Annotated in this window: 15 protein-coding genes; 11 read left to right on the top strand and 4 right to left on the bottom strand. The window is 68.3% G+C overall.

Annotated features, from left to right (window positions below; genetic code table 11):
* Window positions 1-3: 3 nt before the first annotated feature.
* From ACWEOI_RS31555 to ACWEOI_RS31540, 4 genes are all read left to right on the top strand, one after another.
* Window positions 4-1,020 carry a virginiamycin B lyase family protein gene (locus ACWEOI_RS31555; RefSeq protein ID WP_452361955.1) on the top strand — a complete coding sequence of 339 codons (1,017 nt, stop codon included), beginning with the start codon at window positions 4-6 and terminating at the stop codon, window positions 1,018-1,020.
* The gene (locus tag ACWEOI_RS31550; RefSeq protein WP_452361954.1) at window positions 1,017-1,970 is read left to right on the top strand and encodes a ketopantoate reductase family protein; all 954 of its coding nucleotides are present in this window, start codon (window positions 1,017-1,019) and stop codon (window positions 1,968-1,970) included. The genes ACWEOI_RS31555 and ACWEOI_RS31550 overlap by 4 nt, the downstream gene beginning before the upstream one ends.
* A 153-nt stretch (window positions 1,971-2,123) precedes the next feature.
* A complete protein-coding gene (locus ACWEOI_RS31545) occupies window positions 2,124-3,092 on the top strand; it encodes an alpha/beta hydrolase (RefSeq protein WP_452361953.1) in 969 nt (322 codons plus the stop codon).
* Between the two features lie 118 nt (window positions 3,093-3,210).
* Entirely contained in the window at window positions 3,211-4,203 is a 993-nt protein-coding gene (locus tag ACWEOI_RS31540) for an AraC family transcriptional regulator (RefSeq protein WP_452361952.1), read from the top strand.
* Here ACWEOI_RS31540 and ACWEOI_RS31535 read toward each other — a convergent pair.
* From ACWEOI_RS31535 to ACWEOI_RS31520, 4 genes are all read right to left on the bottom strand, one after another.
* On the bottom strand, window positions 4,200-6,026 hold the full coding sequence (locus ACWEOI_RS31535; protein WP_452361951.1) for an acyl-CoA dehydrogenase: 1,827 nt from the start codon (window positions 6,024-6,026) through the stop codon (window positions 4,200-4,202). The two genes, ACWEOI_RS31540 and ACWEOI_RS31535, sit on opposite strands and share 4 nt — an antisense overlap.
* A gap of 145 nt (window positions 6,027-6,171) precedes the next feature.
* Entirely contained in the window at window positions 6,172-7,326 is a 1,155-nt protein-coding gene (locus tag ACWEOI_RS31530; RefSeq protein WP_452361950.1) for a TetR/AcrR family transcriptional regulator, read from the bottom strand.
* Window positions 7,327-7,458: 132 nt separating this feature from the next.
* Window positions 7,459-8,784, bottom strand: coding sequence for a YhgE/Pip domain-containing protein (locus ACWEOI_RS31525; protein WP_452361949.1), 1,326 nt, complete (start codon window positions 8,782-8,784; stop codon window positions 7,459-7,461).
* Between the two features lie 22 nt (window positions 8,785-8,806).
* Window positions 8,807-9,790, bottom strand: coding sequence for an alpha/beta fold hydrolase (locus tag ACWEOI_RS31520; RefSeq protein ID WP_452361948.1), 984 nt, complete (start codon window positions 9,788-9,790; stop codon window positions 8,807-8,809).
* Window positions 9,791-9,977: 187 nt separating this feature from the next.
* Here ACWEOI_RS31520 and ACWEOI_RS31515 point away from each other — a divergent pair, with 187 nt between their 5' ends.
* From ACWEOI_RS31515 to ACWEOI_RS31485, 7 genes are all read left to right on the top strand, one after another.
* Window positions 9,978-10,316 (top strand): hypothetical protein, encoded by a 339-nt coding sequence (locus tag ACWEOI_RS31515; protein ID WP_452361947.1) that lies wholly within the window; start codon window positions 9,978-9,980, stop codon window positions 10,314-10,316.
* Entirely contained in the window at window positions 10,306-10,743 is a 438-nt protein-coding gene (locus ACWEOI_RS31510; RefSeq protein ID WP_452361946.1) for an SRPBCC family protein, read from the top strand. The genes ACWEOI_RS31515 and ACWEOI_RS31510 overlap by 11 nt, the downstream gene beginning before the upstream one ends.
* Before the next feature lie 16 nt (window positions 10,744-10,759).
* Window positions 10,760-12,160: an ABC1 kinase family protein gene (locus ACWEOI_RS31505; protein ID WP_452361945.1), complete on the top strand. Its 1,401-nt coding sequence runs from the start codon at window positions 10,760-10,762 to the stop codon at window positions 12,158-12,160.
* A complete protein-coding gene (locus ACWEOI_RS31500) occupies window positions 12,157-12,489 on the top strand; it encodes a hypothetical protein (RefSeq protein WP_452361944.1) in 333 nt (110 codons plus the stop codon). The genes ACWEOI_RS31505 and ACWEOI_RS31500 overlap by 4 nt, the downstream gene beginning before the upstream one ends.
* A gap of 86 nt (window positions 12,490-12,575) precedes the next feature.
* A complete protein-coding gene (locus ACWEOI_RS31495) occupies window positions 12,576-13,541 on the top strand; it encodes an alpha/beta hydrolase (RefSeq protein ID WP_452361943.1) in 966 nt (321 codons plus the stop codon).
* 20 nt (window positions 13,542-13,561) lie between these two features.
* Complete coding sequence (locus ACWEOI_RS31490) at window positions 13,562-13,696, top strand: hypothetical protein (RefSeq protein WP_452361942.1); 135 nt, start codon at window positions 13,562-13,564, stop codon at window positions 13,694-13,696.
* 72 nt (window positions 13,697-13,768) lie between these two features.
* A complete protein-coding gene (locus tag ACWEOI_RS31485) occupies window positions 13,769-15,427 on the top strand; it encodes a CocE/NonD family hydrolase (RefSeq protein WP_452361941.1) in 1,659 nt (552 codons plus the stop codon).
* Window position 15,428: the final 1 nt, after the last annotated feature.

Raw genomic sequence — 15,428 nt, 5'->3', positions numbered from 1 at the left:
TGAATGTCATCTGCCCACAACCGAGCCCGGCGACCCGACCGGTTCCCGCGCCTCGCGGCGGCGGTCACGGTCCTCACCACCGCCGCGACCCTCTGTGCGACCGCGGGAGCCGCAGCCGCACAGGATGATTCAGCCCTGACGGTGTTTCCCTTGCGGGCGATGTCCTCGCCCGCGACCATCGCTGCCGGACCCGACGGCAATCTCTGGTTCACCGAACTCACCGGCAATGCCATCGGCCGAATCAGCCCGGCCGGGGCGCTCACCGAATTCCGCACCGGACTCAGCGCATTGAGCGGTCCCGACCGGATCGCGGCCGGGCCGGACGGGAACCTGTGGTTCACCGAATGGTTCGGCGGGCGCATCGGGCGCATCACTCCCGATGGCGTGATCACCGAGTTCGCGGCCGGCATCACGCCGGGTAGCAGCGTGTTCGGCATCGCGGCCGGGCCGGACGGGAATCTCTGGTTCACCGAATCGGTCTCGAACAAGATCGGGCGCATCACCCCGGACGGGGTGGTGACCGAATTCGACGGCGGGCCGAATCCGCTGGCCGCGCCCACCGACATCGTCGCCGGGGCCGACGGCAACCTGTGGTTCACACAGCGCTTCGGCGGCATCGGCCGGATCACGCCGCAAGGCCAGGTCACCGTGTTCACCGACGGCATCACGCCGATGGCCGGGTCGGTCAGCATCACGGCCGGGCCGGACGGAAACCTGTGGTTCACCGAGACTTTCGGCGGCCGCATCGGCCGGATCACGCCCACCGGGAAGGTCGACGAGTTCACCGGGCCGCTGACCGCGACCACCCTGCCGGTGAACATCACCGCGGGACCGGACGGCAATCTCTGGTTCACCGAGTACGGCGGCGCGAACCTCGGCAGGATCTCGACCGACGGGCAGATCACCGAGGTGCGCAATGTCGGATTCGCGACCGTGCCCGACGGCATCGTCGCCGGATCCGACGGCAACCTCTGGTTCGTCCAGGCGGCGGCCTCGCGGATCGGACGGTTCACGCTATGACCACACCACAGCGCATCGCGGTCCTGGGCGCGGGATCGATCGGGAGTCTGTTCGCGGCCCAGCTCGCCGCGGCCGGGCAGGACGTGACGATGGTCGTGCGCAATGACGTTCGGCGCGCGTATCTGCGGGAGCACGGGCTGGTCACCCGTTCGCGGCTCAGCGGGAAGACCGCGACCGTGCGAGTCGGGCTCGCGACCGAGCTCCGGGAGACTTACGACCTGATCATCGTGGCGGTGCAGCGGCCGCACATCGAGGCGCTGATTCCGACCTTGGCGGCCAATGGATCTCGCGCGATCATGCTGATGTTCAACTGCGCGTCCGGGGCCGGGCAGTGGGCCGATCGGATCGGGGCGCGGCGGCTGCTGTGGGGCTTCCCGGCCGTGCTCGCCGATCTCCAGGACCAAGTGCTCGAATACGCCATCGTGCCGGCGGCACTGAAATTCGTGCAGGTCACCACGGTCGGGACGCTCGACGGTGCGGTCACCCCCGAGCTGGCGGCGGCCCGGGACGCGTTCAATGCCGCGGGGATTCCCACGGTCGTCGATCCCGATATCGACGCCTGGCTGAAAACCCATGCGGCCTATATGGCTCCGATCATGGCGATGGGCTATGTCCCGCCGCGCGGACGTTTCGGCCCCAGGCTGCGATGGTCCGACGCCCGCGCACTGGCCACCGCGATCCGGGCGGGCTTCGCGGCGGTGCGCGGCAATCGGATTCGGCTCACCCCGGTGAACATGCGCTTCCTGGACCGCCTGCCCGCCGGGGTGCTGACCGGACTGCTGTGGACGGTGTTCTGGTCGCCGATGGCCAAACGCTCGCTGAGCTCGCATTCGGGGGCGGCGCCGGGCGAGGTGGCGATGCTGCTGGCCGAGCTGGAGGCCCTGGCCCGGCGGGCCGGCACCAGCCCGGAGGCGCTGCGCACGCTGGCCGGACAGGTGCCGGTCTCCTGACGGCTTGCCGAATCCAGTAACTCATCGGCCGTCCGCAACCTGTGGCGAACCGTCCGGAATTCATAAATTCAATAGCAGCTCGATGAATCACGGAACCGAGGAAAACCCGAATTCCGGACGGACGCCGACAGCATTCAACGAAAGGACGAATCGATGACCGCCAACACCACCCCCCTGTTCTACCGCGACCAGCAAGCCTGGCGCGACCTGCAGGAATTCCTGCCCGCTCGGCTGCGGCTGGACGAGACCAACGCACCGGAAGAGGATTTCTGGGAATGGCGCGGAAATACCGTGCACCTGGATCGCTACCGTAATCCGAGCGCCAATGCGAAAGTCGTCCTGCACCACGGTGTCGGCACCAATGGCCGTCAGATGAGCCTCATTCTCGGCGCGCCGCTGGCGCAGCGCGGGTTCGAGACCGTGGCTCTCGACAATCTCGGCTACGGCCTGACCCGGGTCGCCGACGGCACCATCCCCAGCTACGCCGACTGGGTCGATCTGGTGGTGGACTTCCTGGCCTATGAGCAGTCCCGCGACGACCGGCCGATCGTGCTCTACGGTCTGAGCGCGGGCGGCATGCTCACCTATCACGTGGCGGCCAAGGCGCCCAAGGGCACGCTGCGCGGCATCGTCGGCATGACGTTCCTGGACCAGCGCGACCAGCAGGTCAAGGACGAGACGGCCCACGACCTGGTCACCGCCCGCCTGGGCGGGCCGCTGATGGGCGCTCTGGCTCACACCCCCGCCCGGGGCTTCCGCTACCCGATGACCCTGGCCTCGAAGATGTCCGCGCTGGTGAACGACAAAGCGGCGCTGAGGGTCATGACCCGCGACAAGACCTCGGGCGGCAACTCGGTGCCGATCCGCTTCCTGGACTCCTACATGAGCTACCAGCCCGCGGTGGAACCGGCCGACTTCGACGCCTGCCCGGTCCTGCTCACCCAGCCCGCCGAGGACCGCTGGTCGCCGCTGCACCTGAGCACGCCGGTGCTCGATCCGATCACCAAGGTCCCGGTCACCACCGTCATGCTCGACAACGCGGGCCACTACCCGATCGAGGAGCCCGGCCTGCAGCAGATGCAGGACGCGATCGCGGAGTTCGTCACCAAGTACACGCAGTAGCGAGCACTCGCCGTGCCGCCTCGGCCCACCCGAACCACGGAGTTACTAGAATCGGCAAGGACATGTCCGACCGGTTCCAGGGAGCTCCGTGGTTCATTGGGATGTACCGCGCTCGACGATGGGCGCCCTGCTCACGACCCGGCTCGGCGAAGAGCACGGGCTCTCGACGGCAACTCTGTTGCGCGACAGCGGGATCACCGCGGCGCAGCTGGCCGATCCCAGTGGCGAGGTGGCCGCGGCCGAGGAGCTGGCCATTATCGGCAATCTGGTGCGCGAGCTCGGGAATCCGCCGGGTCTGGGCCTCACCGCCGGCGCCCGGTTCCGGCTCACCTCCTACGGCATGTGGGGATTCGCGATGATCAGCAGCCCCACCCTGCGCTCGGCCATCCGGGTCGGCTTCCAATTCGCCGAACTGAGCTTCTCCCTGAGCGAGACCGCGCACCGCGACAACGGCCCGGATCTGGAACTGATCCTCGAACCGCTGCGCATCCCGCCGGAACTGCGCCGCTTCACCATCGAACGCGATATGGCGGGCATCCAGACCTTGCACCGCGATCTGCTCGCCGTGCCGACCGCCCTGACCCGGGTGAGCTTCGCCTTCCCCGCTCCCCCGGACGACGTCCTGCCGCACTACGACGAAATCTTCGGTATGCGACCTGAATTCGACGCGGACCAGAACATCCTCGCCTTCGACGCCGCCCTCGCCGACGCGCCGCTGCCGCAGGCCAACGAGCAGACCGCGGCGATCGCCATGCAGCACTGCCGGGACCTGCTCGACCGCCGCCGCGCCCGCACCGGCATCGCCGGACAGGTCCGCGACCAGCTGCTGGAGAACCTGACCGACCCGCCCGACGCGGTCGCCATCGCGAACTCGCTGCACATGAGCGAGCGCACCCTGCGCCATCACCTCGCCCAGGAGGGCACGTCCTACCGTGCCCTGCTGGACGAGGTCCGCGAACGCCTCGCCGAGGAGATGCTGGTCGCGCAGGCGCTGCCGGTCGCCGAGATCGCCCAGCGCCTGGGCTATCTCGAGGTGTCGAGCTTCTCGCAGGCGTTCCGGCGCTGGAAGGGCATGGGCCCGCGCGCCTTCAAGCAGCTCCAACCGGCCTAGAAGGCGGCCTCGCCGAGGGACATGATCTCGTCGTCGAGCGCGGCGAGGATGTCGCGGTCGGCGTCGAGACGGGGCAGGATCTGCCCGGCGAAGAACGTGGCCGTAGCCACTTTGCCCTCGTAGAAGCGGCGATCGGCGTCGGCGGAATCCAGTGCGGCGAGCGCGGTCTCGGCGCCGGCCAGCAGCCGCCACCCGACGAGCAGATCGCCCACGGCCATCAGGAAGCGGACCGAACCCAGACCGACCTTGTACAGCTCGGTCGGCTGTTCCCCGGCGGCCAGCAGATGGCCGGTCAGGATCCCCGCCATGTCCTGCACCCGCTCGACCGCGACCGACAGCTGCTCCTTGGCGAGCTTCAGCCGCGCCGGACCGTCGGATTCCGCGGTCCGGCGGACCTGAGTGAGCACATGCCCCAGCGCGACACCGCGGTTGCGGGCGATCTTGCGGAAGAAGAAGTCCTGTGCCTGGATGGCGGTGGTGCCCTCGTACAGCGAGTCGATCTTGGCGTCGCGGATGTACTGCTCGATCGGGTAGTCCTGCAGGAAGCCGGAACCGCCCAGGGTCTGCAGCGATTCGGCCAGGTACTGGTAGGCCCGCTCGGAGCCGACACCCTTCACGATCGGCAGCAGCAGGTCGTTGACCGCCGCGGCCAGCTCCGGGTCCGCGCCCGAAAGATGCTGCGCCACCTCATCGTTCTGGTGTCCGGCGGTGTAGAGGTAGATCGAGCGCAACCCCTCCGCGTACGCCTTCTGCAGCAGCAGTGAGCGGCGCACGTCGGGGTGGTTGATGATCGTCACCTTCGGGGCCGCCTTGTCGGACTGCCGGGTCAGATCCGCGCCCTGCACGCGCTGGCGCGCGTAGTCCAGGGCGTTGAGGTAGCCGCTGGACAGCGTGGCGATCGCCTTGGTGCCGACCATCATCCGGGCTTCCTCGATCACCTTGAACATCTGCGCGATGCCGTCGTGCACCTCGCCCACCAGCCACCCGACGGCCGGGACGCCGTCTCCGCCGAAGGTCAGCTCACAGGTGGCCGAGGCCTTGAGACCCATCTTGTGCTCGACATTGGTGACGAAGACGCCGTTGCGGTCGCCGAGTTCGCCGGTCTCGGGGTCGAAATGGAACTTCGGCACGAAGAACAGCGACAGACCCTTGGTACCCGGTCCCGCGCCCTCCGGCCGCGCCAGCACCAGGTGCGCGATGTTCTCGAACAGGTCGTCGGAGTCGGCGCCGGTGATGAAACGCTTGACGCCCTCCAGCCGCCACGAACCATCCTCCTGCGCAATGGCTTTGGTACGGCCCGCGCCGACGTCGGAGCCGGCGTCGGGCTCGGTGAGCACCATGGTGCCGCCCCAGTTGCGGTCCATCATAAGCTTCGCCCAGTGCCGCTGCCGCGCGGTGCCGACACCGTGCACGACATTGGCGATCATCGGGCCGCTCAGGTACATGTAGGCGGCCGGTTGGGCGCCGAGCACGAATTCCGAGATGGCCCAGGAGACGATCGCGGGCGCGGGCATCCCGCCGATCTCCTCCGCCTTGCCCACCCGCCACCAGTCCGCGTCGCGCCAGACCCGGACCGCCTGCTTGAACGATTCCGGCAGCCGCACCGCGTGTGCCGCGGCGTCGAAAACCGGTGGGGTGCGGTCGGTCTCGGCGTACGGGGCCGCCACCGGGCCCTCGGCCAGGCGGGCGGCTTCGGCCAGCATGGTGCGCACGGTGTCGGCGTCGAGGTCGCCGAAGGCGCCCGCGTCCAGGACGGTTCCGAGCCCGAATACCTCGAACAGGTTGAATTCGAGATCGCGGACGTTGCTCTTGTAATGGGTCACGGGCACCACTGTTCGAGAACCCACCACCGGCTGACAATGGCTTGTTAATGACCGATAAGTAGGAAACCGCGTGAATACTCGCCATTTCCGCACTGGTAGCAGGCCGGACCGATCGAATAAGTTAATCGCGGCTAAGTGGCACAATTCACCGGACCGGTGCCGTGGTGATCCGATCGCCGACCGCCACCAGCACGTCCACGAGATCGTCGCGCCACCGCAGGCGCGGATTGCGCACCGCCTCGATGACGACCGTCGTCAGGGCGCGAATCAGCAAACGCGCCACCGCCGCCGGGAGCTCGGGCCGCACCGCCTGCAGCATCCGTCCCCACTGCGCGATGCCGTCCACTCGGACCTGCCGGTAACGCCGCACCCCGTCGGTGGGCAGGTGCCGGGTCTCACTGACCGTGATGGCCAGCAGATCGGGCTCGTCGACACCGAATCGGGCGAAATTGCGCAGCAGCGAGCGCAGGGACGCCTGGGCGCTGCGCGTCTCGGCGACCGCCCGCAGCAGCGTCATCTGCAGCCACTCGTCCTGCCGGCGCACGATCCGATCGAGCAGCTCGGCCTTGTTCCTGAAGTGGTAGTACAGCGCGGGCCCGGACACGCCCACCGCGGCGCCGATGTCCTCGATCCCGACCTCGGCGAAACCGCGGCTGCTGAACAGCTTGGCCGCCTCGGCGAGCATCCGTTCGGATCGCAGCGCCCGATCCAGAGCTGGATTCCCGCCGATCGCACGCGCCGGCCGCATCGGCGGCCGCCCCGCCGGACGGTGCGGGAACTCGGTCCGGATCACCTCGGCGACAACGGAATCGAGCACCTGCGCCGCGGCCTGCGGCGGCAGTTCGGCCCGATGGTAGGACGGGCTCACCGCGATCGACAGCACACACCAGCTCAGCATTTCGACATCGGCGGCGTCCAGGTCGGGACGACAGCCCCGAATCCAATGCCGCAGATAGCCCGTGATGCGGGCCGCGCGCAGCAGCACCGCGGACCGGTCCCCGGGGGTGAGATGACGAAACTCGAGCTGCCACAACCGGGGCAGCTCACGCAGTTCGAGGACGACCCGGACCAGTTCGGCCGGCACCGCCGCCCCGGACCGGTCCGCGCGATAGGCGGCTTCGAGCCGCGCCAGGGTGTCGTCGAGCCCGGCCAGCAGACATTGCCCGAGCAATTCCCGCTTGTTCCGGAAATGCCGGTACAGCGCCGGAGCGGAGATACCCGCCGCCGCCGCGATCTCCGCCATCGGGGTCCCGTGGTAGCCGCCGTGCGCGAAGGCGTCCACGGCGGCGTTCAGGATCATGACGCGCCGGGTCGGGGGACGCGTTCGCGGCGCGGTGGGACGCGACCGGACACGACCGGCGGGTATTCGCGTAGCGGTCAACGCGGCACGACCTTCATCTGCGGGGCTTGCCGCCACGATAGCGGCCGGACGTCAGCGGGCGGGGGCGGGTGCGCGGTGCAACTCCTTCCGGTCGTAGTAGCCCGTCACGATCAGACCGACCAGCAGACCGATCACCAATCCGAGCAATGTCATCCAGCACGCGTGGCTCAGACCGGCCGAACCGTCGCCGTTGAAATACAGAATGGCGCGGACGCCCAGGTACACCTGATGCATCGGCTCGAAATCGGCCAGCCAGGCGACCGGCCGGGGGATCGCCTCGACCGGGACGGTGCCGCCGGAGGACGGCAGGCCGAGCACGATGAACAGCACCAGGTTCACCAGCAGACCCATGGTGCCCAGCGCGGAGACGATCGACAGCGCGGTGACGCCGACCGCGATGATCGCGAACGTGCTGTACAGGAACAACAGCAACGGGCGGTCCATCGGCATGCCGAGCCATTTCCCGATACCCAGGAAGATGCCCGCCACCACCGGCGCGACGCCGGTGATGATGGCCCATTTGAGGAACAGCGTGCGCAAGCGGGAGATCGGTACCGACGGGTAGTGCACGTACCAGGGCCCGAACTCGGTCGGCGCGAAACCCAAGGAGGAGTCGACCATTCCATTGATCACCATGGCGCCCGTGAAGCCGGCCAGCAGCACCATGACGGTGTAGAAGAAGGCCGTGAGCCCGCCGCCGGTGCCGCCGTGCAGCGGATGGAACGGCGTGACCGTCACCTCGATCGGCGCGGCCAGCATGAGCTTGCTCAGCCCCGGTAGCGTGGCGACGCCGCCGGAGGGTTGCAGCTGGGTGTTCACGGCGCCGGTGAGCCGTTGGCCCACAGTGTCATTGGCCTGCTTCAGCGCCGTTCCTGCGATGTTCTGCATCACCTGCGATCCGAACGTCCCGGTGCGCGGATTGGTGAACACCGTGATCTGTGGGCGCGTGACATCGCCGGGCACGGCGCTGGCGGCCGCGAAGATGCCCAGCCGCTTGGTGAAATCACTGGGGATGACAATGGCCCCGTACACCTTGCCGGTGTTCAGTTGCTGCTGCGCCTCGCTGATGCCCAGCACCCGCAGATCGAACTTGTCGGCCGGAATCTGTTGCACCAGAGCATCATTGATCTGCTTGCCGATATTGGTGGGCTGCCCGCCGATCACGTCGCCGGAGTCCTGATCGACCAGGGCGACCGGGAATCCGTGCAGGTGCTTCGACGGATCCACCACGTACGACAGGTACATGGTGGCCAGCAGCGCCATCAGCAGTGACACCACGATCGCGGGGGCCAGCCACACCCGCGGGCTCTTCCGCGGCACCGAGTCGGCGGAGGCTTCCGCCACCGACTCGGGTGCGGTTTGCTCTACATTCGCCATGGGGTACCCGACTCTCTGCGATTCAGGGGTTGGTGCCGGTGACCTCGCGCACGAATGCGTCGACAGCGTCCTCCATCTGGGTGAGTCCGGGTTCCTCGAGCGGATAGTGCCCGGCGTTCTCGAGCATCACCAGCTTCACCGGAACCTTCTTGATCGGGTCGAGGACGGGTTTGCTCAATTCCAGCGGTGTCCAATGGTCGGCCGCGGGCTGGGTGTGCAGGATCGGACAGACGTCGAAATCGGGCGGCTCGATATCGGGGACGTAGGTGCGGTAATCGTCGAGAAACTTCATCGACGCGACGTTGCCCGCCGAAGTCTTGTCCGCCAGAAACACTTTCATGGCGTCGTCGTTGTTGCACAGCGCGCTCATCTTCGAGGCGAGGCTCATCGGGTATTCCAGGCCCTTCATCGGCGACTTGGCCAGGGCTTCGATGCCCTTGGTGCCCACGGTGGCGCTGAACTTGTCGTGCGCGGTGGCGATCCAGACGTCCCGGTTGCGCTGGTCGAGGAAGGTCATGCCCACGATGCCGGTCAGCGTGCCGCGCGGGGCGTGGGCAGCCACGTGATAGGTCACCATGCCGCCTGCCGACAGGCCGTACAGCACGATCGGGCGATCGTCGCGCGACTTCTCGTAGAGCAGGTAGTCGGTGACCATCTGGATCCAGTTGCCGTACCCGTAGGTGCCCTCGGGCCGGACCTGCGTCATGCCGTAGCCCAGATTGTCGAGCGCGGTGACCTCCCAGCCCTTGTCCGCCAGGGGTTTACCCAGAATGAGGTTCATCTGCCGGCCGTTGGTGCCGACGCCGTGATGCAGGATCACTTTCGCGGGGGCGCTCGGATTCAGGTACTGGTCGAGATGGATGTTGTTGCCGTTCCATTCCCAGAAATCCTCGGCGGGAAGGTCCGCCTCGGTGGTGAGCCGGAGTCGGGACGGCAGGAATTCTTGAAGCTCGCGCCAAGCGGATTGATCGTGGTACAGGGTGTCGGGACCGGTCTTTCGCTTCATAGGAACCCCTCTGATCTGAGAGTTTGCGAGCCGTTCGCTGTCTAATCGTGCTCAGCGTCCACCGGTCAGTCAATAGTCGGCCACCCCTCGCGAAATTAGCCTACAGTGTGGTACCTACATCTATGTACACAATGGCCATGACCGCCGCGCTCCCGCGCCCGGTCCGTTAGCGACAGGACCCACGGCTATGACAGCCCAGGCATCTCCTGAACTCCCCACGCTCACCGAGCCCGATACCGACGAGCGTGAGGACACCTCCCCGCTGCGGTATTTCGGCTGGTATCTGACCGTCATCGGCATCTCGCACCTGATCTTCCCCCGCCCCTGGGATCGCATGACCGCCATCGCCTATCGCGCGCCGCTGCGCCCCAAGACGCTGGCCTTCGGCGTCACCGAGACCGCCATGGGAATCATGTTCCTGCGCAAGCGAACCCGCCCGCTGGGCGTGCTCGCGGTGACCGCACAGGTGCTGTTCCTGGTGCGCAGCTTCATCACCTTCCGCCGCGGAGGCGTCGATGCCGTCTAATACCGTCGAAACCGTCATCGAGGCCCCGCTCCCCCTGGTGTACGAGGTGTTCACCGACCGCGAGCGCAGCGGCGATTACCTCCCGCTGAACACCCGCCTGGATCGACCCGGCACTACCGAACGGCAGGGCGTGGGCGCGGTCCACTTCCTCGGCTTCGGCCGCTTCGGGGTGCGCGAGCAGATCACCGAGCTGGTCCCCGGCGAGCGCATGGTCTACCGGGTGCTGTCCGGGCTGCCCGTGCGCAGCCATGTCGGGACCGTCGAATTCCGGGTCGACCCGGCCGGCACCCGGGTCCGGTACACCATGGAATCCGTTCCCGCGCTTCCGATTCCGGGCGCGCTGGTACGAGCGCTGCTGCGGCGGTCCACCGCCACCATGATCGCGGGCGCGCGCAAGGCCGCCGCGGCCCGCACGGCTGCCCGGTGAGAGCGGAGGAGAACCCATGCCCGAGGAGAAACGACTACCGACCTCCCGCACGGCGCGCACCGCGATCCTCGGCCGCGTCGTAGCCGGACAGGCGGCCCGTCAGGTCGGCGCCCGGATCGCGGCGACCGGCCGGGGCGAGGAGCACCGCACGGCCACCCTGGAACGCCGCCAGGCCGAGGCCGCCAAGGCGATCGTGACCGGGCTCGGCACCATGCGCGGCGCGGCCATGAAGATCGGCCAGATGCTGGCCGTCGTCGACATGGGCGTCTTCCCCGAGGAGGTCCGCTCGGACATGCAGCAGGCCATGACCAAGCTGCTCGACTCCGCGCCGACAGTGCCCTTCGCCAAGATGCGCGGGGTCATCGAAGGCGATCTGGGCGTGCGGCTCGGCAGCGTGTTCGCCGACTTCGACGAGACCCCGCTGGCGGCAGCCTCGATCGGGCAGGTGTATCGCGCCCGGCTGCGCGACGGCCGCGCGGTCGCGGTGAAGGTGCAGTACCCCGGCATCGACAAGGCGATCCGGGCGGATCTGCGCAATCTCTCGCTGGTCATGCGGGCCGGGCGCGCCATCGCACCCAATACCGACTGGGCCGCCCTGGCCCAGGAGATCCGCGAACGCCTCGAGGAAGAACTCGACTACGAGTTGGAGGCGATGAACCAGCGCGCGGTGGCGCGGCTGTACCGCGGGCACCCGTTCATCACCGTCCCCGACGTGATCGGCGCGCACTGCGGACCGCACGTGCTGGTGACCGAGTTCTTCGACGGCGCGCGCTTCGAGGAGATCCGTGACCGGTCCGCCGAGGAGCGGGATCGGGTGGCAGAGATCGTCTTCCGGTTCTACTTCGGCGGTCTGATCAACCACCGGCAGTTCTCCCCCGACCCGCACCCGGGCAACTTCCTGGTGGGCCCCGACGGCCGGGTAGCCTTCCTCGATTTCGGCCTGTACAAGCATCTCGGCCGGGAGAAGGCCGAAACGCAGCGGGCCCTGCTGTGCGCGATCCTCACCGACGATCCCGAACGGATCTTCGAGGAGATGCGCCGGGCCGGAATGATCACCGACGCACAGGGTGTCAGCCCGGAGATCGCCCACGCCTACATCCGGGACCTGTTCTGGTGGGCCGCCACGGCGGGGCCGGTCGAGCTGGCTCCGGACGTGATCAACGAGGCGCTGGTGAACACCATCAGCCCGAGCTCACAGTATTTCGGCATGACCCGGCGGCAGTCGCTGCCCGCCGAGCAGGCCGTCGTGCTGCGGATGATGCTGCTGGTCATGGCCACCGCCGGGCATCTGCGGGCCACCGGCGACTGGAACGGCATCCTGCGGGAATGGCTGCACGGCGCGGAGCCGGCCACCCCGCTGGGTCGGTCCGATCGTGAATTCCGGTCCACCACAACGATTCCCACCCTCCGATCATGACGAGAGAGCCCGAAGTGAAGCCGCTCGACCGCCTCCAGTCCGCCGCGCTCGGCACCGTCAACGCCGCATTGGCCGCGCCGCTGACCACCGAACTGGTGCATCGCGCGACCGATGCCCGCGATTCGATGCTGCGGATCCAGGACTCCGTGCTCGGCACGCTCAACCTCCCGACCGCCTCCGGACAACATCTGCTCCAGGGCCGGGTTCGGGCCCAGACGCGGCAGCTCGAAGATCTCCAGGAGCGAGTGGACGAGCTGACCGCCGAGGTACGCGCACTCTGGGCGGCGCTTCGGACGATGTCCGCGAACACCGGCGCCTCCCCGCAATAGCCGCCTCGCCCGGCGGGCACCGCCCCGGGCAGGGCGAATGCCCTTCACAGACACCGACTCTCGACAATCGACCGAGGAGCTTCACCATGTCGTCCGAACTATCGTCCGACACCCGGCCGCCGATCCGCCAGGACGTCGCCATCCCGCGGGGCGGCCACTCGCTCAGCGCGTGGCACTACCCGCCCGCCTCCGACCGACTGCGCACCGAACACGGCACCCCCGCGGTGATCCTCGGGCACGGCTACGGACTCACCCGCGACTGTGGGCTGGCCGCCTACGCCGAACGCTTCGCCGCGGCCGGACTGCACGCCGTGGTCATCGACTACTCCGGCTTCGGCGGCAGCGGCGGGCGGCCGCGCGAGGTGGTCACTGTCGGTTCGCAACTCGATGATTACGCCTCCGCCATCGACTGGACACGCAACCTGCCCGGGGTCGACGCCACCCGGGTGGCGTTGTGGGGCACCTCGTACTCGGGTGGTCTGGTCATCGCCGCGGCGGCGCTCGACGGCCGGATCGCCGCCGTCGTCGCGCAGGTCCCGAACATGGACAATCGCGCGACACTGCGATTCCTGATCCGCACCACGCCGATTCGCCGCGTCGCCTGGCTGTTCTCCTGTGTCGCCAGGGATCTGGGGCGCGGCCTGTTGGGACGCGAGCCCTACTACATCCAGGCTGTCGGGCCCGCGAACGCGGCGGCCGCCTACGTCTCGGATGTCTCGTGGGGATTCGTCGAACCGATCGCCGGACCCACCTGGCTGAATCGAGTCGGCCTGCGCGACTTCGCCACCGTGCCGTTCTTCCGGGCCGTCAAGTATCTGGACCGCGTGCCGTGCCGGGTGCAGTTCTTCGGCTGCGAACTGGACGACCTCACGCCGGTCGAGCCGACACTGCGTGCGGCCGCCCGGCTCGGTCCCCGCGCCGAGCTGCACCGCTACCAGGCCGGTCACTTCGAGATCTACGCCGAGCCGTTCTTCTCCCGGGCGCTCGCCGCCCAGGAGTCGTTCCTGGTCCGGGAACTGGCGGGCGACGCCGTCGGCGTCGAATCGAGCTGAAGCCGAAGGGTCGCGAACCGATGCTCGAACTGGCCAAGACTCTGGTTCCGCTGTTCCTGCTCGGCCTGAGTCCGATCTGGATTCCCCTGGCCGTGGAGATCGTGGGCCGGATCAACGACCGGCGGGCTCGCCGCCGGGAGCCGCCCGCGGAATGACCGGAGCCGCCGACCATCGTGCACCCAGGTTCCTGGGGCTGGTCAGGGGCGCGCACAACCACCAAGGTCACTATGGTGAGCATGCGGATGGTGGTGTGGCGCGCGGTGGTCGGCGTGCTGTTGGTGATGGGAGCGGTGGTCGCGCCGGGCCAGGCGAGCGCGGATCCCGGGTATCAGTGGCGGGAGGAGTTCATCACCGCGCCCGACGGGACGCGGTTGCACGCGGACGTGCTGCGGCCGGTGGGGCTCGGGGACGATGTGCGGACGCCGGTGGTGATGACGGTGAGTCCGTACCGGTCGCACGAGGCGCGGTTGACCGAGTTGCGGCCCGGTGGCGGGCCCTCGACCGGGGATCTGCCGGTGCCGATGCTCCTGGCCGCCGGGTACACCTATGTGATCGTGGACCTGCGCGGGTTCGGCGGATCCAATGGGTGCCCGGACTTCGGGGGGCCGGGTGAGCGGTCGGACGTGAAGACCGCGGTGGAATGGGCGGCGGCACAGCCGTGGTCGACCGGGCGGGTCGGGTTGTACGGGGTGTCCTACGAGGGGTGGACCGGGCTCATGGGGCTGTCCGAGAAGCCGGCCGGATTGGCGGCGGTGGCCTCGTTCGAAGTCGTCGCCGACCCCAACGCCTACCTGTACATGCAGGGCATCGCGTGGAAGTTCTCGCTGAAACCGATCAGTGAACAAGGTTTCCGGCCTGGGGACATGGCCGGGTTCGAGCACCTGCTGATCGCGTCGACGCCCGCGCATCCCAATGACTCGGCCGAGTACAAGGCCAACGCGTCGTCCATCGATCCGGCCTGCTACCAGCAGTATCTGGCCGAGACCAGCAACCACGACGCGAGCACGCCGTTCTGGCGCGACCGCGATCTGGTGGAGAAGCTGCGCGGCAACACCATTCCGCTGTTCCTCGGCCAGGGGTTCGTCGACTACAACACTCGCGCCGACCGGGTCTTCCAGCTGTGGAACGGGCTCGGCCCCGGTGAGCACAAGGCCATGTTCGGGCAGTGGGGTCACCGCGATTGCAGCGAGAAATGCGGTGCCACACAGTTCTCCTCGGAGCTGCTGGCCTTCTTCGACCGGCAGGTGGCGGGCAAGGATGTGACGGTGCCCGGCCCGCGCGTCACGGTCGGGCAGTTCGACGGCCGCTGGCGGGCGGAGACGGCGTGGCCGCCGGCCGACAGCCGCGCCCTCGACATCGACCTGCGCACCGGACGCTACAACGATCGCGGGCTGCTGCCCGGCGCGGACCGGGAAATCTGGACCGTCTCCGAACCGCTCGCCCAGGATCAGCAGCTGTCCGGTGCGCCGACCGCCACGCTCACCCTGGACGGTCCCGCCACGGCCAGCGTCACCGTCGAGGTCTACGACATCGCACCCGACAATCGGGCCACCGTGATCACCCGCGGCATCGCACCGGTCACCCCGACCACACAGGTCCGGCTCCTCGCCCAGGACTGGCCGATTCCCGCCGGACATCGCATCGGCATCCGCGTCACCGACGTGGTCGACGACGTGTGGGCGCACCAGCCGGCCAATGCCCCCGTCACCGTGACCGCCGCGCAGCTGCACCTGCCGCTGCTGTCCGGGATCCGCACCCCGGACCTGCCCGGCGACCTCAGCGAGGCGATTCCGAAGTGGCGAAACGAGAAGACGGTCTCCCTGATCCCTGATCTGGTGAACAATGCCAGTGTGGCCGTGACCTTCCCTCCCCGGACCGGCGGTTAGC

The organism is Nocardia sp. NPDC004340 (genome assembly GCF_053602575.1).
Note: the sequence above shows the minus strand (reverse complement) of the source record. Positions and strands in the feature narration are given on the sequence as shown.

Excerpts from the sequence above, each read along its gene's own strand:
- ACWEOI_RS31555 (WP_452361955.1), top strand. The coding sequence starts at position 4 with ATGTCATCTGCCCACAACCGAGCCCGGCGACCCGACCGGTTCCCGCGC.
- ACWEOI_RS31550 (WP_452361954.1), top strand. The coding sequence starts at position 1,017 with ATGACCACACCACAGCGCATCGCGGTCCTGGGCGCGGGATCGATCGGG.
- ACWEOI_RS31545 (WP_452361953.1), top strand. The coding sequence starts at position 2,124 with ATGACCGCCAACACCACCCCCCTGTTCTACCGCGACCAGCAAGCCTGG.
- ACWEOI_RS31540 (WP_452361952.1), top strand. The coding sequence starts at position 3,211 with ATGGGCGCCCTGCTCACGACCCGGCTCGGCGAAGAGCACGGGCTCTCG.
- ACWEOI_RS31530 (WP_452361950.1), bottom strand. The coding sequence starts at position 7,326 with ATGATCCTGAACGCCGCCGTGGACGCCTTCGCGCACGGCGGCTACCAC.
- ACWEOI_RS31525 (WP_452361949.1), bottom strand. The coding sequence starts at position 8,784 with ATGGCGAATGTAGAGCAAACCGCACCCGAGTCGGTGGCGGAAGCCTCC.
- ACWEOI_RS31520 (WP_452361948.1), bottom strand. The coding sequence starts at position 9,790 with ATGAAGCGAAAGACCGGTCCCGACACCCTGTACCACGATCAATCCGCT.
- ACWEOI_RS31515 (WP_452361947.1), top strand. The coding sequence starts at position 9,978 with ATGACAGCCCAGGCATCTCCTGAACTCCCCACGCTCACCGAGCCCGAT.
- ACWEOI_RS31510 (WP_452361946.1), top strand. The coding sequence starts at position 10,306 with ATGCCGTCTAATACCGTCGAAACCGTCATCGAGGCCCCGCTCCCCCTG.
- ACWEOI_RS31505 (WP_452361945.1), top strand. The coding sequence starts at position 10,760 with ATGCCCGAGGAGAAACGACTACCGACCTCCCGCACGGCGCGCACCGCG.
- ACWEOI_RS31500 (WP_452361944.1), top strand. The coding sequence starts at position 12,157 with ATGACGAGAGAGCCCGAAGTGAAGCCGCTCGACCGCCTCCAGTCCGCC.
- ACWEOI_RS31495 (WP_452361943.1), top strand. The coding sequence starts at position 12,576 with ATGTCGTCCGAACTATCGTCCGACACCCGGCCGCCGATCCGCCAGGAC.
- ACWEOI_RS31490 (WP_452361942.1), top strand. The coding sequence starts at position 13,562 with ATGCTCGAACTGGCCAAGACTCTGGTTCCGCTGTTCCTGCTCGGCCTG.
- ACWEOI_RS31485 (WP_452361941.1), top strand. The coding sequence starts at position 13,769 with ATGGTGAGCATGCGGATGGTGGTGTGGCGCGCGGTGGTCGGCGTGCTG.